17 protein-coding genes and 1 pseudogene are annotated in these 20,788 nt (G+C 69.4%); 14 read left to right on the plus strand and 4 right to left on the minus strand.

Annotated elements, in window-relative coordinates; all coding sequences use genetic code 11:
* Positions 1-33 precede the first annotated feature (33 nt).
* Entirely contained in the window at positions 34-2,916 is a 2,883-nt protein-coding gene (locus AOK08_RS19065; protein WP_055527331.1) for a glycoside hydrolase family 2 TIM barrel-domain containing protein, read from the plus strand.
* Positions 2,917-3,187: 271 nt separating this feature from the next.
* On the opposite strand, the gene AOK08_RS19070 is transcribed toward AOK08_RS19065, so the two are convergent.
* Positions 3,188-3,700 (minus strand): hypothetical protein, encoded by a 513-nt coding sequence (locus AOK08_RS19070; protein WP_055527362.1) that lies wholly within the window; start codon positions 3,698-3,700, stop codon positions 3,188-3,190.
* On the minus strand, positions 3,697-5,409 hold the full coding sequence (locus AOK08_RS19075; RefSeq protein WP_055527333.1) for a PHP domain-containing protein: 1,713 nt from the start codon (positions 5,407-5,409) through the stop codon (positions 3,697-3,699). Before AOK08_RS19075 ends, AOK08_RS19070 begins: the two co-directional genes overlap by 4 nt.
* A 220-nt stretch (positions 5,410-5,629) precedes the next feature.
* On the opposite strand from AOK08_RS19075, the gene AOK08_RS19080 reads away from it, so the two are divergent.
* The gene (locus AOK08_RS19080; RefSeq protein ID WP_055527335.1) at positions 5,630-6,976 is read left to right on the plus strand and encodes a jacalin-like lectin; all 1,347 of its coding nucleotides are present in this window, start codon (positions 5,630-5,632) and stop codon (positions 6,974-6,976) included.
* Between the two features lie 160 nt (positions 6,977-7,136).
* Positions 7,137-7,946, plus strand: a complete 810-nt coding sequence (locus AOK08_RS19085) for an alpha/beta fold hydrolase (RefSeq protein WP_055527337.1) — start codon at positions 7,137-7,139, stop codon at positions 7,944-7,946.
* Positions 7,947-8,012: 66 nt separating this feature from the next.
* Here the strand turns inward: AOK08_RS19085 and AOK08_RS47420 are convergent.
* Positions 8,013-8,141: pseudogene (locus AOK08_RS47420) on the minus strand (isocitrate lyase/phosphoenolpyruvate mutase family protein); the annotation flags it as partial.
* Positions 8,142-8,164: 23 nt separating this feature from the next.
* Here AOK08_RS47420 and AOK08_RS19090 point away from each other — a divergent pair.
* Entirely contained in the window at positions 8,165-8,806 is a 642-nt protein-coding gene (locus tag AOK08_RS19090; RefSeq protein WP_079054125.1) for a GNAT family N-acetyltransferase, read from the plus strand.
* A 126-nt stretch (positions 8,807-8,932) separates the two neighbouring features.
* Here AOK08_RS19090 and AOK08_RS19095 read toward each other — a convergent pair whose 3' ends face one another.
* Positions 8,933-10,012: a rhamnogalacturonan acetylesterase gene (locus tag AOK08_RS19095; protein WP_055527341.1), complete on the minus strand. Its 1,080-nt coding sequence runs from the start codon at positions 10,010-10,012 to the stop codon at positions 8,933-8,935.
* Positions 10,013-10,220: 208 nt separating this feature from the next.
* Here AOK08_RS19095 and AOK08_RS19100 point away from each other — a divergent pair, with 208 nt between their 5' ends.
* From AOK08_RS19100 to AOK08_RS19145, 10 genes are all read left to right on the plus strand, one after another.
* A complete protein-coding gene (locus AOK08_RS19100; protein WP_055527344.1) occupies positions 10,221-11,909 on the plus strand; it encodes a rhamnogalacturonan lyase B N-terminal domain-containing protein in 1,689 nt (562 codons plus the stop codon).
* Between the two features lie 84 nt (positions 11,910-11,993).
* Positions 11,994-14,174 carry an autotransporter gene (locus AOK08_RS19105; RefSeq protein WP_241827003.1) on the plus strand — a complete coding sequence of 727 codons (2,181 nt, stop codon included), beginning with the start codon at positions 11,994-11,996 and terminating at the stop codon, positions 14,172-14,174.
* A gap of 50 nt (positions 14,175-14,224) precedes the next feature.
* Positions 14,225-14,545: a DUF6191 domain-containing protein gene (locus tag AOK08_RS19110; RefSeq protein ID WP_055527345.1), complete on the plus strand. Its 321-nt coding sequence runs from the start codon at positions 14,225-14,227 to the stop codon at positions 14,543-14,545.
* A gap of 93 nt (positions 14,546-14,638) precedes the next feature.
* Complete coding sequence (locus AOK08_RS19115) at positions 14,639-14,926, plus strand: hypothetical protein (RefSeq protein WP_055527346.1); 288 nt, start codon at positions 14,639-14,641, stop codon at positions 14,924-14,926.
* A 485-nt stretch (positions 14,927-15,411) separates the two neighbouring features.
* A complete protein-coding gene (locus AOK08_RS19120; protein WP_055527348.1) occupies positions 15,412-15,909 on the plus strand; it encodes a hypothetical protein in 498 nt (165 codons plus the stop codon).
* Positions 15,910-16,953: 1,044 nt separating this feature from the next.
* Positions 16,954-17,505: a sporulation delaying protein family toxin gene (locus AOK08_RS19125; RefSeq protein ID WP_241827004.1), complete on the plus strand. Its 552-nt coding sequence runs from the start codon at positions 16,954-16,956 to the stop codon at positions 17,503-17,505.
* Between the two features lie 108 nt (positions 17,506-17,613).
* Positions 17,614-18,105 (plus strand): SdpA family antimicrobial peptide system protein, encoded by a 492-nt coding sequence (locus tag AOK08_RS43325; protein WP_157876724.1) that lies wholly within the window; start codon positions 17,614-17,616, stop codon positions 18,103-18,105.
* Positions 18,099-19,073, plus strand: coding sequence for a sporulation-delaying protein SdpB family protein (locus AOK08_RS19135; RefSeq protein ID WP_241827005.1), 975 nt, complete (start codon positions 18,099-18,101; stop codon positions 19,071-19,073). Before AOK08_RS43325 ends, AOK08_RS19135 begins: the two co-directional genes overlap by 7 nt.
* Before the next feature lie 96 nt (positions 19,074-19,169).
* Positions 19,170-19,853: a sporulation delaying protein family toxin gene (locus AOK08_RS19140; protein ID WP_198539309.1), complete on the plus strand. Its 684-nt coding sequence runs from the start codon at positions 19,170-19,172 to the stop codon at positions 19,851-19,853.
* A gap of 362 nt (positions 19,854-20,215) precedes the next feature.
* On the plus strand, positions 20,216-20,788 hold a 573-nt coding region (locus AOK08_RS19145; protein ID WP_241827006.1), incomplete at its 3' end, for a helix-turn-helix domain-containing protein.

Consider the following 20,788-nt stretch of genomic DNA (forward strand, 5'->3'; position numbering starts at 1 on the left):
ATCGGGCTGAACCACGGCTGAACTAGGAGACCGATGTCCTTCCGCACCACGGCCACCTCGACCGACTACGTCGAGGACGTCTCACCCGGCAGCGGGGCACTTCCGCCCCGCGCCTGGTACGCGTCCTCCGACGCCGGCTCGCTGTCCTTGAACGGCAGTTGGCGTTTCAGGCTGTCGCCGACCGCCGACGGCGCGGACGACTCGTTCGCCGAGCCGGGCTTCGACGCCGGGGACTGGGCCGAGGTGACGGTTCCCGGTCACTGGGTCCTCCAGGGCGACGGGGCGTTCGGCTCGCCGATCTACACCAACCACCTCTACCCCTTCCCGGTGGACCCGCCGCACGTGCCGACGGAGAACCCGACCGGCGACCACCTGCACGTCTTCGACCTGCCGTCCGACTGGCCCGACCTGTCGGACGGCGGGGCGGTGCTGCGCTTCGACGGCGTCGAGTCGTGCGCCCGGGTCTGGCTGAACGGCACGGACATCGGCGAGTTCAAGGGCTCGCGCCTGGCGCACGAGTTCGCGGTCGGGCACTTGCTCAAGCCGAGCGGCAACGTCCTCGCGGTCCGGGTCCACCAGTGGTCGGCGGGCTCGTACCTGGAGGACCAGGACCAGTGGTGGCTGCCGGGCATCTTCCGTGACGTCACGCTGCTGCACCGCCCGGCGGGCGGCGTCCTCGACTTCTTCGTCCACTCCTCGTACGACCACACGACCGGCGAGGGCACGCTCCGCGTCGAGTCCGACGTCGACGGGCGAGTCACCGTCCCCGAGCTGGACATCGATGTCAGCACCGGTGAGCCGGTGACGGTCGCCGTCGAGCCGTGGACCGCCGAGACGCCCCGCCTGTACGACGGTGTGCTGGTCACGGCGGGCGAGCGGGTGCCGTTGCGCATCGGCTTCCGGACCGTCGAGCTGGCGGACGGCCTGATCAAGGTCAACGGCAAGGCCGTCCTCTTCAAGGGCGTCAACCGGCACGAGTGGCACCCCGGGAAGGGCCGCACCCTCGACCTGGAGACCATGCGGGCCGACGTGCTGCTGATGAAGCGGCACAACGTGAACGCGGTACGCACCTCGCACTACCCGCCGCACCCGGCCTTCCTCGACCTGTGCGACGAGTACGGCCTGTGGGTCATCGACGAGTGCGACCTGGAGACCCACGGCTTCACCGAGCAGAACTGGCGCGACAACCCGGTCGACGACGACCGCTGGACCCCGGCCCTGCTGGACCGCGCGTCCCGGATGGTCGAGCGCGACAAGAACCACCCGTCGGTCGTCATCTGGTCACTGGGCAACGAGGCCGGCACCGGGCGCGGGCTGACCGCCATGGCCGAGTGGATCCACGGCCGCGACAGCTCCCGGCTCGTGCACTACGAGGGCGACTGGGACTGCCGCGACACGGACATGTACTCCCGCATGTACGCCGACCACGCGGAGACCGAGCGCATCGGCCAGGGCCTGGACGGCGGTACCCACAAGCGCCGCCAGCTCCCCTTCATCCTCTGCGAGTACGGCCACGCCATGGGCAACGGCCCCGGCGGCATCGCCGACTACCAGCGGATCTTCGAGGCCCACGACCGCGTCCAGGGCGGCTTCATCTGGGAGTGGATCGACCACGGCATCAAGGACGAGCGGTTCGGCTACGCCTACGGCGGCGACTTCGGCGAGGAGCTGCACGACGGCAACTTCGTCTGCGACGGCCTGGTCTTCCCCGACCGCACACCCTCCCCCGGCCTGATCGAGTACAAGAAGGTCATCGAGCCGGTCCGCATCGAGAGCGACGGCACGGTCGGGACCGTACGGGTGACGAACGCGTACGACTTCGGCGATCTCTCGCATCTCCGCTTCGAGCTCTCGTACGAGGTGGACGGCTCCCCCGTCGCCGCGCACCCGCTCGCCGTACCGCCCCTCACACCGGGTGAGTCGGCCGAGGTCAAGCTGCCGGCGTCCGCGCCCGACGGCAACGGCGCCGAGGTCCAGTGGACGGTCCGCGCGCTGCTGGCCGAGGACACCCTCTGGGCGGGCAAGGACCACGAGGTGGCGTGGGCGCAGCGGACAGTCGCTCCCCGTGCCCCCCTCCCCGCCGCCACCGGTACCGGCCCCGTTGCCGACGGCGACCGGATCACGCTCGGCCCGGCCACGTTCGACGCCCGCAGCGGCGCCCTGCTGTCCGTCGGCGGGGTGGAGGTCACCGGCCTGCGCCTGGATGTGTGGCGTGCCACCACCGACAACGACGACGGCGCGTCCTGGCAGGACGACACCCGGTACGGCGTGCTGTGGCGGCAGTTGGGCCTGCACCGCATGCAACACCGCATCGAGGGCGTGGAGTCGGACGGCGACGCCCTGACCGTACGGACCCGGGTGGCGCCCGCCGCCCGGGAGGTGGGTCTGCGCACGGTGTACCGGTGGACGTCCGACGGCACCCGGCTGCGCCTGACCGTCTCGGTCGTCCCCGAGGGCGACTGGAAGGTGCCGCTGCCCCGGCTCGGCGTTCGCCTCGGACTGCCGGCGGAGAGCACCGACTCCGCGCACTGGTACGGCAGTGGCGTCGAGGCGTACCCGGACACCAGGGCCGCCGCGAAGAGCCTTCACTGGGACATGACCATCGAGGAACTCCAGACGCCGTACCTCCGCCCGCAGGAGAACGGCGCCCGTCCGGACGTCCGCTGGGTGGAGGTCGGCAACCTGCTGATCGAGGGCGACCCGGAGTTCTGGTTCAGCGCCCGCCGCTGGACCAACGAGCAACTGGACGCCGCCCAGCACCTGAGCGACCTCACCCCGGGCGACACGGTCTGGGTCAACCTCGACCACGGCCAGCACGGCATCGGCTCGCAGTCCTGCGGTCCGGGTGTGCTGCCGCAGTACTTCCTGAAGGCGGAGCCGGCGGAGTTCACGTTCGTGTTCGCGGCCGTCGAGTAACCGATTGACTGATTGATCAACTGTCCGACGCTGCCGGACAGTTGTCGGCGGCCGGTCGGCAGAGATGCCGACCGGCCGTCACTTGTGTTGCCGCGCTGCTCCCGGTCAGGCTGCCGGGGCGGTCAGCACGGCCTGGGCCGCCGGCCGGAGATTACTGACCATCGGATTCGGGTCGCCCTTGCGGCTGACCAGGATGACCTGGCCGGGGGAGCGCCCTCGATTCGGGACGGTGACGAGGTCGGGACGCAGTGAGCCCGCCCACGCCCTCGACTCAGTGATCCGCGCAGCAAGGTGTCGGATCGGGCACCTCGAACGGCACCAGTGTGCCCCCGACGGCGGGCATCGCGGCGAGGACGAGTTCGCCGTCCTCCCACTGTGGGCGGACATGATCCCGCGTCACCATCCGCTGTTCTGCGGGCGGTTGACCGGTAGCGCCCAGTACCGTCACCCGGTCGATCGCGCTCCGGGCCAGCAACTCCCCCACCGTCAGCGTGCCGTTGAGCGCGTCGGCGCCCGGGAAGAGGACCGCCCGGCCCACCGCGTCGGGCGCCCCTGGCCTCACCTCGTATCCCTGTGCCGTGAGCCGCTCCTCGGCGGTGCGCAGGAGCGGCTCGGACGGCAGCGTGAACGACAGGGCCACCCGGGGGCGGTCGCCGCGCACGAGGTGGGTGCAGCCGAACGTGCCCTCGGGGAGGGCGAGTTCGGTCGCCAGGCGCAGGAGCAGATGATCTGCCGGGCGCAGGGCCGACACCGGGGTGTCGGCCCACAGGGTGTACCGCGTCACGAAGGGAGCACCCACACCGGGTTCGAGTAGAACCACAGGTCCTTCCACGGGTCCGCGTCACCGACGACGTCGATGGCGGGGCCCGCCGGGTCGACCGCCGCGCCCATCGCGCCGACGGCGGACCGGTTGCCGTCGCTGCCGCGCAGGCGGACGTACACCGGACGGTCGACGCGCCCGAGGTTGTACGTCAGCCGGACCGAGCCGGTGGTGGGGTCGACCGCGTAGGTCTTGACGACCTTCGCCGTCGGCGCGGTGAAGGTGTCCCGGTCCGCGACCGGGCCGGTGACATCGCCCTGGATGACGTCGACCTTGGCCAACGCCGGTACGAATCCCGCCCAGTTGGGGCCGACGGCCGGTGTCACGTCCACCGTCAGCGTGACCTTCGTACCCCGCTTCACCTGTAGGGCGCCGCCGAGCGTGGTCCACTTGCCGCCGCCCGAGACGCGTACGTCGAGGGCGTCGATCAACTGGCCGTGGTCCACCCAGATCCGGCCGGCCCGGATGCCGTCCATGACGGCGGCGTACGAGCGGCGGTCGGCGCCGACGTGCGTACGGCTGTACTGGCCGGGCCAGTAGTCGCCCTCGGTGAGGTCGATCTTCCCGCCGTAGACCGGGTCGTCCTGCTTGCCGTTGGTATCGAAGTCGCTGTTCGGGCCGCGTACCGCGGTGTCCGTGTAGACGTTGTGGGAATCGGAGTTGGCGGTGATCCACCAGGGCTTGCCCTCGGCGAGCAGGCTGTCCCACAGGCCGCCGACCGTGGCGGTCATCCAGTCGAAGCCGCCCCAGGTGCGGTAGCTCTCCAGCGGGTATCCCGCGAAGGAGTTCGAGCCCGGGCTGTTGTCGTACAGGCCACGGGCCCGGCCCATGCCGATGCCCGCGGCTATTCCGGCGGCCTGGTGCCCCGGGGCGCCCTCCATACCGACGGCGATACGACGCTCCGAGGTGGCGTCACGCCAGGCGCGGATCTCGTGCGGCGAGTCGATGCCCTTGCGCGCCGGGTGGTTGGCGAGCATCAGCACGTCCTGGACCGTGCGCTGCTTCACCTGCTCCGCGAGGAAGTTGAGGCCGGCGATGGCCAACGCCTCGTTGGCGGGCGTCGAGTTGGTCGCGTTCTTCACGCCGCCGTCGTAGTCGGTCTCGAACTGCTTGAGGACGGACACCTCGTTCTTGCCGGGGTGCACGAAGACCGTGCCGTGCTCGGCGGCCGGGATGTTCCACTCCAGGCCCTGGAAGACGAGGGTCTCGTCGTAGACGTCCCGGGCCGCCCTGATGTCCGGGTTGACCTTCTCGACACCGATCTTCGAGTGGGTCACGTTGCCGTGGTCGGTGATGACCATCCAGTCCAGGCCGTGCAGCGCGCCCTGGCGGACCTGGTCGATGACACGGTACTTGCCGTCGTTGCTGTACTGCGTGTGGATGTGATGGTCACCCGACAGCCACTGGAAGCCCTTCGAGCGGCTGCCGTTGGTGGCGGCGTACGCGGGAGCGGCGGCCGGGGCGACGACGCTCGCGGCGGCGAGGCCCGCACCGAGCAGCCCTGTCCGGCGCAACATCGTGCGGCGCGACTGCTGTTCGGGGCTCAGGGCCTCGTCGGGCACGGAGGTGTCGAAGGCCGCGGGCAGCTCCGTACCACCCTCGTGACCGTCGCCGTGGTGGTGGTGATGATCGCCGTGCCCGTGTCCGTGCGAGTGCCCGTGCCCATGGCCCATTTGCGGTGTCTCCTCGATCGCGTGACGCCCGTAGTAGTGCGCCGCCTGAGGAGAATCGATGTGAAACATGAACCTTGTTCAACCAACGGATGATCGCCGGGCGACCCGGGCACGTCGGATCGTAACTCCACCCGCTGTTCCCCCAACAGCCCTTGTACAGCACACTGTTGGCCGTGAACCTGAGCACGGTTCACCTACCCCCACTGGAGACATCCACACCATGAGAAGACTCATCGGCACCCTCGCGGCCGGCGCCCTGACCCTCGCCGGGCTCGCCGCGTCGGGCTCGGCCCCGGCAGCCGCCGGGACCGGATCGGCCTCGGAGGCCGTCGCCCCCTCGGGCACGTTCAACTTCCTCACGTACAACGTCGCGGGCCTGCCGGAGGGCCTGAGCTCGGGCAAGCCCAAGACGAACACCCCGCTGATATCCCCGCGTCTGGGCGCGTACGACATCATCAACGTGCAGGAGGACTTCAACTACCACGCGGCGCTGTACGCGAACGACAACCACCCGTTCCGTACCGCGACGAGTGGCGGAGTGCCGTTCGGTGACGGTCTCAACACCCTCTCGAACTACGCCTTCACGGACTTCGAGCGGGTGAAGTGGAACAAGTGCACCGGCACCAACTGCCTTACGCCCAAGGGCTTCTCGCTCGCCCGGGTGCGCCTGGCCGAGGGCGTCTACGTGGATGTGTACAACGCCCACCCCAACGCGGACGACTCCGAGGACGCGTACGCCGCCCGCCGCGCCAACATCTCGCAGCTGTCGGCCTTCATCCAGGCCAACTCCGCGGGCAACGCGGTGATCGTGGGCAGTGACACGAACACGCGCTACACGCGCACGCCCGACAACATCCGCACGCTCGTGTCGGACAACGGTCTCACCGACGCCTGGGTCCAGTTGGTGAAGGGCGGCACGCAGCCGACGCAGGGCGCCGAGCCGCTCATGTGCCCGACGACCGCGCCGACGAACAACTGCGAGGTCGTCGACAAGGTCCTCTACCGCAGCAGCAAGCTGGTGAACCTCTCCGCGACCCGCTACAACAACGAGTGGGCGTCGTTTCTGGACTCCGCGGGCGGCAACCTCTCCGACCACTTCCCGCACACGGTCGACTTCTCCTGGAAGCTGCCCTCGAACCTGCGCGCCAGCGACATCGTCGGCGGCCCGCACGGCACGTCGTTCAACGACGCCAACTCCCTCCCGGCGACGCCCTCGCCCCGTACGCTCACCCTGCGCGGCGACGCCCGCCTGGACTCGGTGTCCCTGGCGCTCGACGGCGGCACGGCCCTGACCCACGGCGGCACGGGCGGCACCGCCAAGTCCCTCACCCTGGGCTCCGACGAGCACCTCACCTCGGTGAAGGTGACACAGGGTCAGAAGGACGGCCGGACCCGGATCTTCTCGGCCTCGTTCACGACGGACAAGGCACGCACCCTGACCTCCGGCTCGGTCACGAACGACACCGCGACGTTCACGGCGCCGTCGGGCTGGCAGATCGTGGGCTTCACGGGCCGCTCGGGCGACGAGATCGACAAGCTGGGCGTGGTGTACGCACCGATCGTCTGATCTCCGACCAACTCGCTTCGGTAACACCGCTGTTGTGCGGGCGGACACCCTTCCGGTGTCCGCCCGTTCGCACATCCGCACGCCAGGACACCCTTACGCGGCCACACAGGCCGGGAAAATCATTCCGCGCCGGGGCTTCCCAGCAGGTAACTTCGGCCGGATGAGTGATCACTACGACGTGCGCGGCTCCGGCCCCGTCCTCCTCATCATCCCCGGCGGCGCCGGACACCCCATGGGCCTCGAGAACATCACCATCCCCCTCTCCGAACACTTCACCGTCGTGACGTACGACCCGCTCGGCCTCGCCCACGGCGGGCTCGGCAAACCTGTCGAGGAACAACGCGCCGAGTGGTGGAGCGAGGGCGCGGCCCGGGTACTGGAAGCGGTCCTCCCCCAGGGCGAGTCCGCGTACGTGTTCGGCACCAGCGCGGGTGCCGTCGCCGCCCTCGACCTGGCGTCCCGGCACCCGGGCCGGGTCCGGCATGTGATCGCGCACGAGCCACCGGTCATGGCGGTCCTGCCGGACGCCGAGCGGCAGCGGGCGATGTTCGCCGAGGTGCGCGACACCTACCGCACCCGGGGCGTCGAGGCAGCGGCGGCCCGGATGACGGCAGGCCTGGAGGAACGGCCCCTCACCCCCGAGGAGTTGGCGAAGGGGTCGGACCAGGAAGCCGGACACACCTCCCCGGACGACGGGTCGTTGACCCCCATGGAGATCATGTTCACCCGCGTCCTGGTCCCGTTCAGCTCCTACGATCCCGACCTCGCCGCCCTCTCCGCCTCCTCCCCCCGGCTCACGGTGGCCATGGGCATCGACTCGGCCGGTCAGCTCCTGCACCGCACGGCCACGGCACTCGCCCGCCGTACCGGCAGCACCGCCCGCCAGTTCCCCGGAGGCCATCTCGCACCGCTCACCCACCCGGCGGAGTTCGCTGCCCGGCTCAAGGAGACATTGGTTCCGGCCGGCTGATCCCGGACGGGGCAGGATGCAGGGCCGGGGCCGGGGTGGTGATCCCGGAACCGTGGCGCCGGTGGCGACGAAGAGGCCCCGGGCGGCGGCCTCGACGGCGGCGATCTTCCCGGCGCGCAGGGCGGCCGGTCCGAGTCCGTCCTCCAGGTTGATGCCTACGACGCCGACGGCCGGCAGTTCCCGCGCCTGGGGGCCTCGACCGGTCTAGGCTGCGGATCATGAACCCGGCCCTGAGCAGCGGCGCGGCCACTGAACCAGTCCTTGAGCCGGCCCCTGAGCCGGTCATTCGGTCGGCCGGTCAATCAGCCGTCGAGGCGGCCGTCCTGGACGCCGTGGAGCTGGCTGCCGATCCGGAGCTGGAGGCACGGTTCGCGGAGTCGGCCCACCGGATCCTGGCGGACCTGGTCGGTGGAGGGGCCGCGCTGGGCTGGGTCGAACCCCCTTCGCGGGACGAGGTGGCGGAGTTGCTCGGCCATGTCGTCTCCGCCGCCCGGGCCGGGGACGCGGCCCTGCGGGTCGCCTGCCTCGACCGTCGGCTCGTCGGGCTGGGGTACTGGCTCCGCTACGCCCGGCCGACCCATCGGCCGCACGCCGACCTCGAGAAGATCGCGGTGGACGCGAGTGCCCACGGCCGTGGCGTCGGCCGGGCGCTGACCGCCGCCCTGATCAACGACGCCCGGGAGGCGGGCATCGAGGTCCTCACCCTGGACGCGCGTGGCGACAACACCAACGCCCTGCGCCTCTACCGGTCGTTGGGCTTCACCGAGTACGGCCGCCTGCCCGACTTCGTCGCCGTCGGCCAGCATCGCTACGACAAGGTGTTCTGCATGCTGGACTTCCGCCGACGGCAACGGAGCTGACGGGGGCGGTCCTTCGAGGGCCGACGGCGCCCCGTCCCCACCCCACACCCTGTTTGCTGTGCGTCGTACCTGGAGCGCCCCGGTTCCGGTCGGGGCGCCCCAGGCGTTCTTGCCGGGGCGGAGGCGCTACCGCACTCCGCCCCGGGGTACGAGCCGCCGCGCCACCAGCTCGTCGCGCACCAACTCGGCGTACACCGTGGCCCCGTGGACGGACGTGTGCGTGTTGTCGCGCTTCTCGTCGTAGAGGTACAGGGCCTTGGAGCCCTCGACGCCGAGGGACTCCACGAGCGCCTTCGTCCTCGCCGTCAGGTCGATCAGCGGTACGCCCCGCTCCGCCGCGACCGCGCGGATCACCGCCGGGTGATCGACGCCGAGGCCGTTGACCAGCAGGGCGGTGCCGTTGTTCAGGGTGCCGTCGGAGTTGAACCAGCGGCGCACGATCGGCGTCACCAGTACCGGATCTCCCCCTCGTTCGCGGACACCCGCGACGAGCGTCTCCAGGTTCGCGCGGTACGTCGGCCCGTCCGTCTGCTTGTCGTTGTGCGCGAGTTGGACGAGGACCAGATCGCCGGGGCGGATCAGCGGCCGAACGGCCGGGAAGAGCGCGGGGTTGGCGAGATAGGTGACCGTACTCTCCCCGGAATCCGCGTAGTTGGCGACGGCCAGCCCCTTGCGCAGATACTGCGGCAGCATCTGGCCCCAGCCGGTGTACGGGGCGCCCGGCTGGTCGCAGACGGTCGAGTCGCCGACCAGCAGGATCTGCCGGGTGCGGCGGCCGGCGGGGGTCACCCGGATGTCCGCCAGGGCCGGCGCCGCGCCGCCGAACACCAGGTCGAGGCCGGGGGTGCCGACGGGCCCGGTCGGTTCGCCCTCGGGTGTACGGACGTCGACGGTGAAGCTCCGGGCCACGCGCTCGCCCGCCGCCGTGACGGTCTCCGGGAGGAGCGCGCGCCGGGTCTCACCGCTGACGGCCGTACTGGCGGCGCCTTCACCGCCCAGCAGTACCCGTACGTCGTACGTGCCGGGTGCGACATCGAAGTGGCAGGCGATGACGGCGGTGCCGGTGCAGTTGTCGATGCCCAGGGCGCGGGGGCCGTGGGCAGCGGGCCGTTCGTGAGCGGCGGCCGGTACGGCGCCGAGGGCGAGCGTAGGGGTGGCGGTGCTCAGGGTCACGGCCGCGAGCACGGCTCGACTGAAACGTCTCATCACGGCTCCCACCCCCCTCCTCTGCCGCTCGACAAGGCCCGGCGGCAGGACCGTACACCGCCCGACAAGGGCTTTCCAGCGTGCCGCACGCGTTCGCGGGGCCTCCAACTTCCTTACCCCGAAAGGGCTTTCGCGAAATCGATTCAACTGTCAGTCTTCCGGACATCGCCACCGAGCGTCCCCCGCACCTCCGAAGGAGACACCCCACATGTCCGCAGCCGACGACAGACACCCCGGGCACTCCGGGACCCGTCTCGGGCGCCGTGCGCTCGTTCTCGGTGCCACGGCCGGCGCCGCCGGGATCGCCCTGCCCGGTACCGCGCGGGCGGCGGCCTTCGGCTACACCGACGACGGCACGAACTACGTCATCGACACCGGCGCGGGCCTCGTGTTCAAGGTCCGCAAGTCCAACGGCGACCTGTCCTCGCTGGTCCACCGGGGCACGGAGTACCAGGGCTACGGCGGCATGAACTCGCACATCGAGTCCGGCCTCGGCTCCTCCACGGTGACGATCCAGCGGTCCGGTTCGACGATCCTGGTCAGCGTCACGCACGGCACGCTGAGGCACTACTACGCGGCCCGCAGCGGCGAGAACAACGTCTACCTGTGGACCAACAAGGCCGACGACTCGGTCTCGGCGACCCGGTTCATCCTGCGGGTCAGGGCGGGCCTGTTCCTCAACGACGAGCCCGACTCGTACACGTACACGAACCGCACGATCGAGGCGTCGGACGTCTTCGCGAAGTCCGACGGCCAGACCCGCTCGAAGCACTACTCGAACCTGCGGGTCATGGACTACGACCACGTCGGCTGGAGGACCGCGAGCGTGGGCCTGTACGTGGTGCGAAGCAACCACGAGAAGGCCTCCGGCGGCCCGTTCTACCGCTCTCTCCTGCGCCACCAGAGCGCGGACGGCGGCGGCCTGTACGAGATCCTGCACTACGGCCAGAACCAGACCGAGGCCCAGCGGTTCGGCCTCCAGGGTCCGTACGTCATCGCCTTCACGGACGGCGGCACACCCTCCCCGTCGCTCTTCCCGGGGACGCTCACCACACCGTGGGCGGACTCGCTCGGCATCTCCGGTTACGTCGCCGCGAGCGGCCGGGGCCGGGTAGCGGGCGTCGGGATCACCGGGCGGAACACGGCGTACGCGTACACGGTGGGGCTCGCCAACTCGGCCGCGCAGTACTGGGGTTCGGCCCGCTCCTCCGACGGGCACTTCTCCATCGCGGGTGTCCTTCCCGGGACGTACACGCTGACGGTCTTCAAGGGCGAGCTGTCGGTGTACACCACCTCGGTGACGGTCAAGGCCGGCGGTACGACCACCCTCAACTCGATCGCGATCCCGTCCTCGAACGACCCGAGCAACGCGAACGCGATCTGGCGGATCAACGACTGGAACGGCACCCCGAGCGGTTTCAAGAACGCCGACCTGATGACGTACGCGCATCCGTCGGACGTCCGGGCCGCCCCCTGGACGGGCAACGTGGTGATCGGCAGCGGCACCGAGACATCCGGCTTCCCCTGCTACATCTGGAAGGACGTCAACAGCGGCCTGCTGGTGTACTTCAGGCTGACCGCCGCCCAGGCCGCCGCCGCGCACACCCTGCGCATCGGCGTGACGACGGCCTACGCCAACGGCCGCCCACAGGTCGTCGTCAACGACACCTGGACATCGCCCATCCCGTCCCCGCCCACCCAGCCGAGCACCCGGTCCCTGACCAACGGGTCCTACCGGGGCAACAACAACACGTTCACCTACAACGTCCCGGCGAGCGCCTGGCTCACGGACACCAGCCGGTACAACGTGCTGAGGATCAACGTGGTGAGCGGTTCGGGGACGACCTCCTACCTGAGCGCCGGGACGGCGATCGACGCGCTCGACCTGCTTGCCTAGCCAGCCACCAGCCACCAGCCACCAGTAGCAAAGCCTCGGGCAACTTTCTGTTATTACCGAGGAGTCCGCTCCGTCTCCGACAACGTGCACAGCGACTCCCCCACCACCAGCCCGACCACCAGCCCTGTCCGGAGGACGGCGACGGCTGCCGCAGCCCTCGCGACGACCGCCCTCCTGCTCGGCGCCCCGCCCGCGTCGGCGGCCGGCCCCCGGGACGCCACCGCCGACGTGCTCGCGGGCCGGAACGTCACCCTCACCGGCGACACGGTGGTGCGGGTGCCCGCCGGGACGACGACGTACGACGGTGTCCTCCAGGGCGAGGGCACCCTCACCGTGAGCGGCACCGGCACCCTGATCCTCACCAGGGACAGCGACTTCACGCTGCCCAGGTCCCGGCAGGGGCAGCGGGTGCGCGTCCTGGGCGGCAACCATCCGTACGTCACGGTGACGCACCCCGACCCGCCGGCGATCACGGTCGAGAGGGGAGCCACCCTCCAGTACGGCAACGGCGGCACGACGGGCCTGATCGGCCATTTCCCGTACAACACACCGGCGTTCCGGCTGAACCAGGACAACATCCGGGTGGACGGCACCCTGCGCCTGTCGCTGAAGAGCGCGTACAACCTGGGCACGATCAGCGGCGCCGGACTCGTGACCCAACCCCGTTTCCTCTGGGGAACCTGGGACCTCTCGGGCGTCCACCCCTTCTCCGGAGTGATCGACAACGGCACTCAAGTGAACGCGGGACGGCCGGAGTTCGCGACGTCACTGCCCCGCGTGCGCAAGGTTCTCAACCAGGGCACCTGGACGGTGGACACCCCACTCGGCCAGACGGTCACCATGGGGATGGACTTCTACCAGCGCGAGTACGGCAGCGACATCAACGTCCAGTCCCGCCCGGGCTCCAAGGTGGTGCTGACCGGCCAGTACAGCTGGTCGGACCGGGGCGGCGACACCGACCCGTCGCTCAGCGACCCCGCCCTCAACTGGACGCCCGCCCGCAAGAACGTCAACAAGCGCGGCACCAACATCAAGGGCGCGAACGTCCAGTGGGGCGACGGCACGACGAACAAGATCTTCATGCCGGGTACCGCCGAGACGGTGTACATCAACCTCCTCGCGGCAAGCTCCCGTTCGCTCCTGACGCTCGACTACAACGGCCCGGTGACGCTGGGTGCGCCCATCGGCGGCGGCAGGTACCACGACACGTTGTCCGCGCCCGGCGCCGGGGACCTCGTCATCAAGGGGACGCGCGGCAACGACGTCACGTTCGCCGCCGTCCAGTACTACGACGGCTCGACGACGGTCGAGAAGGGCGCGGTGCTGCGCCTCGGCAGCGGAAGGCCGGGCGGCGACGGCGGCCTGTACACGAAGGGTTCGCTCTGCAAGGTCGTGAACAACGGCTCGCTGGTGGTCCGGAACACGAGAAGGGCGCTGGTGCTGTCACGGATCAGCGGCAGCGGCTCGTTCACCCAGGCGGGCGCGGCGACGACGACACTGACGGGCAGCGCGGTGACGTACGCCGGGAGCACGACGGTCACCAAGGGGACGTTGGCGCTGAGGGGCGGGGCAACTCTGGCCCACAGCAAGGCGATTCGGCTGACCACGGCAGCCGCGCGCCTGGACGCGGGCGATGCGGGAGGCGCGGGCCTGCGCATGGGGACGACGCTCACCGGGTCGGGGACGGTGAAGGGTTCGGTGACGAACGACGGTGTGATGGCAGGTGGGTTGACGGTCACCGGCACCTATACGCAGAGCGCGCGAGGCCAACTCGTCCTGCAAGACCAGCCGTTGAAGGTGGGCGGAGCGGTTCGGCTGGCGGGGACGCTGGACGTGTCGGCGGTGGGTTCGGCTTCGCCCCTCTCCGACACGATCACCGTGCTGAACCACACCGGGCGCGCGAGGACAGTGGGCGCGTTCAGCGGCCTGAAGGAGGGCGCGGCGCTGAAGCTCGCCGACAGGACGTACCGGATCACCTATCGGGGCGGCGACGGCAACGACGTGGTCCTCAGGGCGGTCGACAGGAGTGCCTCACCGGCGGCAGGGGCAGGTGCAACTCCGGAATCGGCTGCGGGCCCGGACCAGGTGGCGACGGCCGACGCGCACACCGACTCGGCCCTGGCGGCGGACAGTTCGGGGTTCGGCTGGTGGCCGTACGCGATGGCCGTCGGACTGCTGGCGGGGCTGATGATTCCGGCCGGCAGGAAGGTCCGGGGGCGCGGGAACGGGCGGCGACGAGGCGGGCGGCACGCGGCGCAGGGCTGATTCAGGGCAAGCACTGTCGGTGCACCCCTTGGCCACGGATACTGCGGACCATGGAATTCGCCGTCTTCATGACCCTGCCCGGGCTGGTCATCCTGCTGACCGTCGCGGCCTTCGCGGATCAACTGCTGATGCGGGCGGGCCGGGCAGGCCGGCTTCCCTGGCGGAACAGCGCCCGCCAGGGCCAGATATCGTCGACCGGCTTCGAGCAGCTCCACGCGACCTTCTCCCCGGGGAAGGAAAGCGAACTCAAGGAACGGCAGTCGGCCCTCATCATGCGGGACGACGAGGAGGACGGGGCACCGCCGAACCGGACGACGGTGGATCTGGAGGGCGGGGTCGCGGTGGTCCGGATGCGGCGGGCCGGTCTGTAGAGCACGGGCCGGCATGCGGGAGCACTGAGGCTGTCACCGAGCGGGGTCCGCAGCTACCGGTTCGCCGCCCACCGCTGGGAGTCCTGGCCCCGGTTGAGTCTGCACGATCTCGGGCTGGACCTGGCGACGGTGCGCAAGGTGCTGGACCGGGAGGCGTCCGTAGCGGAAGTCGCGGAAGTGCACGCCAATGCTCTGGACGTACAGATCCAGACTCTCCGCCTGTGCCGGGCAGTACTGCGAGCAGTCGCCAGGCGCGGCCCCACCACCCTGGAGACCGACCTCATGCACCGACTCACCGCAGCCAAGGACCAGGCGCAAGAGCCTTCCGAGCAGGACGTCAGCGCCCTTCACGATGCTCTCGACCGCGCGATGCGTGAATGATTCGACGAACCCGCACAACCCGTGTCCCAGATTCCGGGTCAAGGCCCGTGAGCGATTCTACGAGTTGGCGGGTGACGGTGGCCCTGCCTGGCGGGCAGATGGTCGGACAGGCACAGGGGCCAGAACGAAAAGGTTCACCAGCGGTCTGCTCCGTGACGAAGGAGCCGATCGGCCCGGGTGGGCATCACGTGATCGAACCGGTCAGATCACTTGAACGACACCGCCCCGCGGCGCGATTGCCGGTCGATTGCCGGTTTCCTCACGCCGTCTTGCCGGTCCCGATGCGCCACCGCACTCAATGAGCGGCGTTTTTGCAGGTCAGCAGCTATAGGCAGACCGGTCCGGCGGATCCAGAACGGCTCCATCCTCTTCTGTGGGGCCGCTTCCTAGGCTCTGACTCGGAAAGCGGCCGACCGAGGGGGCTTCGCGAGAAGCCCAGAGGAAATCGGCCCGACTCACACCCCGATCGCATCCACAGGAGAGCCATGCGTATCCGCGCCGTCCTGCCCGCCGCCCTTCTGGCCGTCTCCGGCCTCCTCGTCGGGGCGGGAACCACCTTCGCCGGCACTGCTGAAGAGTCCCCGCAGGGCGGCGGTTACCCGGCCTACCAGTGCTTCGAGACCGTGAACCTCGACGAGTACTGCAGCGACAGCAAGGTCAGGAACGATGCCGAAGGGAGCGCGTGGATCCTGACCTGTCCGTCCGGCGTCCTGGGGAGCATCAACAGCAAGCCGTACCTCCGCTACCCCCGTCCGGAGGAGGCCCTCAGCTGCTCCGGTGAAGGGTCCCCGAACAGCAGCGATTACCCGGCCTACCAGTGCTTCAAGACCGTGGACCGCGTCGAGTACTGCAGTGACAAGAAGGTCAAGAACCATGACGCGGGGAACGCGTGGATCAAGACCTGTCCGCCCGGCGTCCAGGGGAGCATCAACGGCAGGCCGTACACCCGCGACCCTCGCCCGGGGAACGCCTCCAGCTGCTGACGCACAAGACCACGAAGGGGCCGCATCCCGGTGCGGCCCCTTTCGCCATGCCCAGCCAACGACCGCCACCCGCGGCCGGACACCAGGGCCACGTCGTTCAGGTGTGGTGTCCGAAGATGTCAGTGAGGACCGACGGCAGTGTGATCTGAAATCAGTCGCCGTGACCCTCTCCACCGGCTCCGGCTCGAAATCGGTCTCTTCGCTCGCCGTCACCCTCGCCTCCCCATCAACCGGTCGCACGGCGCGGTGGCAGCCGCTCCCCGTTTTCACGGCTGCGCCGACGTCCCGTATGCCGGATACAGAGACTCGTTGGTCTTGCCGTCGACCTCGCGCCGGGCGGTGACCAGGCCGGTCCCCGTCATTCCTGAAGCCCCATCAGCCTGGACGCTCCGCCTGGACGACGCTGTCCTGGGCCCAGGTCCGTGTGGTGGACCTCATCGCCCGTGGGCGCATGACCTGTTGGCGTTTTCGGCACAAGACCTCCCGCTGAAGGGAAACGCGTACCAGGAAAGCGGATGCGGGGCATCCGGGATGGCCGGCGGAGCGACGGCTCGGTGGCCGGGGCTCGACTCCACGAAAAGGCGTACAGCGAAATTGGGGCGACAGCGGACGGCAACCAGCGGAAAACGTTTGCCGACGGAACCCAAGTGCCGCTCCGTCTGTGCTGACGCGCGCAGCCATACTCCGCGTTCATCGAATTGCCCGGTCCGCTGACGGCGCGGAATCAGACACAGCAAGCGCGCGTACGTGCCGAAGAACCGAAACGCGGACTCTCCGGCGGAGGCCGGGGCCGGTTGAATGCGGGCCGGTCGACTGCCTCGGTAAGCCGTGCATTTCCGGTTACCGGCAAGGAACTGCCGGTGCCGCTGCCTGTGTGCGGGCCGCCGGGCGTGTTTGTGCAGGTCAGCTGGGTGGTGGGTGGGTCCAGAATCGGTCCAGCCTTCTGTTGTCCCGTTTTTCTAGAGTCGAGGAGCGGAGACGCCGCAGCCGATGGATGCGGGCTCCGTGTCATGTGGAAGCCGATGCAAGAAGAGACGAGGAATCATGCGCGAGAGCCAGGGACGTCTGGTCGTGGGGGCGCGGGCGGTGGCGCTCACGGTGGCTGTGGGCGTGGCGGCGTCGACGGGTATTGCGAGTATGTCGTCGGCGTCGGCGCAGTCGGCGCCGTCGGTGCGCGCGAGTCAGCAGTGCCCGGGATACACGGCGGCGGAGATCATCCTGGGGTTCATGGGTGAGGGGGTCGTGGCCAAGCAGTCTCCGGACCTGGCGCTGGTGCACGTGCCTGTCGGGGCGACCCCCAGGGACGTGGAGGTCTTTCTGGCGCTGGCCACGCTGAAGGAGCCGGGGTTCGCCGAGAAGTTCCGCGCGGATGTCACCTCGGGTGACCCGTTCCGGGTCCGTAACGGGCTGAAGCGGCTGGACACCATGTCTGTGGCCATCCACAAGGACGTCACCGAGAAGCCCGTGGACACGGGCACCGGCCTTCGTTCGAATTACATTTTGACCATCATCGATGCCTCCTTCGAGGAAGGCAAGAGCGGTCTGACGACCGAAAAGGCCGTAGTGATCGTGACCAAGCTGCTGGCCGGCAAGTAGGTCTTCGAAAGGGCGGCTCCGCTGCGTGCGGCGGAGCCGCCTTGGGGGTGTAGAGACATGTCTCGCATAGCTTTCTTCGGCGGAGCCGTTCTGTGGGGAACGGTCGGTGTGACGTCGCTGCTGGTGGCCCTGCCGAGTTCGGCAGTCAGTTCGCCGGGAGTCGTCGAATCGCGTCAATACGTCAGCAAGGTGTGGCCCCAGGGCTGGTCGTTCTTCACAAAGAGCCCCCGGAGCCCATCGAACGGTGCTTACAGGATTTCTTCCGACGGGCCACCACGGAGCTTGCTCATCGGACCCAACGCCAGTCCGTCCAACGCGTTCGGGGCGAGCCGAAGAGCACGGGCCCAGGGCCCCGAGCTGGCAACCCTGATGTATGCCACACCGGGGCGGGCCTGGAAGAAATGTGAGGGGTACACGGTCTCCGACTGTGGCGTCGGCGATTTCGGCAAGGCTCCGAAGATCCGCAACGATTCTCCGATCCCGACGCTGTGCGGGAAGACCGTGCTCACCATTGAGGAACCGATTCCATGGGCCTGGCGGAAGCTGACAGAAGGCCAGTACCGGGTCACGAAGGCGGCGGAGGTGAACATCCAGTGCTGAGACTCAGGATCCCGGCGGTGCCGGAAGCCGCCGAACGGTTCGACCCGCGCACCAATGTGTACGGTCTGATGCGCACGCTGATGGCCGTGGGCATGTTCGCCACACTGTTCCTCACCCCGGCCGCGGCCCTGTTCCATCCCGTCATCGGCATGAAGGACGCCCCGTACTGCGACGGGCTGTCCGCGATCTCGGGATTCTGCGTCGGCGGGGACGCGCTGAGTCCGGACGTGCGCCGCTATCTGCTGGCAGCCGTTCTGATCCCCGTGATGATCGGCTGGCGGCCGAGGTTCTGGGTGATACCGCACTGGTGGGTCGCGTTCAGCATCGCCTCCTCGCTCAGTCTGCCCGAGGGCGGAGACATGGTGGGTCTGATTCTCACGCTGGCCATTGTTCCCTTCGGGCTGGTGGACGACAGAAGGTGGCACTGGAGCACCGAGGGCGGCTCGAAGCAGCTCGGTGGTTCCGCGGCCGCCTTCTGCTACGTCACTCACTGGGCCATCCGGATCCAGGTGGCCGGCATCTATTTCCAGTCCTCTGTGGCGAAGTTCGGCGTGGCGGAGTGGGCCGACGGTACCGCGCTCGCCTACTGGCTCAACGATCCGTCCTTCGGTCTCCTGCCGTTCTGGCAGCCCGTGATGCAGCCCCTGTTGGAGAACCCGTACACGGTCGCCGCCCTCACCTGGGGAGTTCTCGTCATGGAACTCTCCCTGGCGTTCTCGCTCTTCTGGAAGGCCGAGGTGCGCCGCAGGACGCTCTGGCTGGGGATCGCTCTCCACGCGGGGATAGCGCTCTTCATGGGCCTCTTCAGCTTCGCGTTCATCATGTTCGGCGCCCTGGTCATCGCCTACCGGGTTCCGACCACGAACATCGCCCTTCCCCGGTTCGCGGCGCTACGAGCGCGGCGCGCGGCCCGTGACGACGAGGCGGCCGACACATCGCTGCGGGAAACAACTCTCGTTCCCGGGTGAGGGACGCTTCGGCGGCCCGAACATCCCTTGGGGCATCGCCCCCTTACGTGCATCGCCCCCGGTCGGTCGTCTCTGGGCGGGGGCGCTCCATGCCGTGTGGAAACCGAATTCGACAAGAAATGGGAACTCATCATGCGTAAGAGCCGAGGTCGTCTGGTTGTGGGGGCGCGCGCGGTGGCGGTCGCGGTGGCTGTGGGCGTGGTTGCGTCGACGGGTACGGCGGGTGTGTCGGGGGCGTCGGTGCAGTCGAAGAACGTGGATGAGCAGTGTGCGGGGTACACGGCGGCGGAGATCATCCTGGGGTTCATGGGCAAAGGGGTGGTGGCCGAGCAGTATCCGGATCTGGCGCTGGTGGCCGGGAAGGTCGTCGGTGCGACCCCCAGGGAGGTGGAGGTCTTTCTGGCGCTGGCCACGCTGAAGGAGTCGGGGTTCGCCGAAACGTTCCGCGCGGATGTCACCTCGGGTGACCCGTACCGGGTCCGTGACGGGCTGGAGCGGCTGGACACCATGGCCGCGACTCTCCGCAACGAAGTCACTGAAACGGGCACCGGCTCCGGTGCGGTGATCGTGGCAGGCAAGAACACCAACGCCGGCGTGGGCGCCGGCACGATCAGTTTCGTGACGACCAACAAGGTCGCGGTCGTGAACGTGGCCGTTGTGGCGAATCTGGCCATTGCTGTGACGAAGCTGCTGTTCGCGGAGGGCTCCGCAGAAGGCAAGAGCGGTCTGACGACCGAGAAGGCCGTCGCGATCGTGACCAAGCTGCTGGCCGGCAAGTAGATCCTCGAAGAGGCGGCTCCGTCGCGTGCGGCGGAGCCGCCCTGCCGCCCTCGTTCCGGGCAGAGGGAGGCTTCATCCGCCCAGCTGTCCGGATGGTGCGGAGGTCGTCTCGTGCGCTGCCCCGCCGGGCGGCTTCGGGCGGGGAAAGCTCTACATTCCCTGCGCAAGGTGCCTGCATATAAAGGAAATTGAAGTGACGTCAGCTCAATTCTGCCGGAGACTTTTCGGCCAGTGGTTGGCGGAGAAGGATCTCTCCACGCGGCGGCCGCGCCCGTACTGTCATCTTCCTGTGGCGGGAGGTTCCGCCTGGTGAGGCCGCCGCCGATGCCGGGCGGCGGGGACGCGGGGAGAAGCAGGGGCGCATGCCTGAGCAGTTGGGGGCCTGGCTCCGTGGCCGTCGGGCGCAGCTGGGTCTGAGTCAGCCGCAGCTCGCCGAACTCGCCGGGGTCAGCACCCGCACCATCCGCGAGATCGAGCGCGGCCGGGCACGGTCACCGCACAGCCCCTCGGTGCTCAGACTCAGGGAGGCACTGGGACCGGACACCGCGCCCGAGCCCGGCGACGAACGGCGGCTCCGGCTCGACGTCCTCGGTTCCCTCCTGCTCCAGGTGGCGGGCCGGCCCGTCGAACCCGGCGCGGCGAAACAGAGCGCCCTGCTGGCCCTGCTCGGTCTGCACCCGGGCACCGCCGTGTCGCAGGACGAGATCGTCGACATCCTGTGGGACGGCCGGCCCCCGGCCAGCTCCCCGAACATGGTCCACACCTACGTGGCCCGGCTGCGCCGGCTGCTCACCCCGGCGACACACCTCGAGGACCCGCCCGGCGGCTCACTGCGCCGGACCGGGACCGGCTACGTACTGGACCTGGACGAACAGGAGTCGGACGCGGCGCGGTTCACCGCCCTGGCCTCGCGCGCCCTGCCCGCCCTCGCCGAC

It is taken from the genome of Streptomyces graminilatus (genome assembly GCF_001418565.1).
GTDB lineage: Bacteria > Actinomycetota > Actinomycetes > Streptomycetales > Streptomycetaceae > Streptomyces > Streptomyces graminilatus.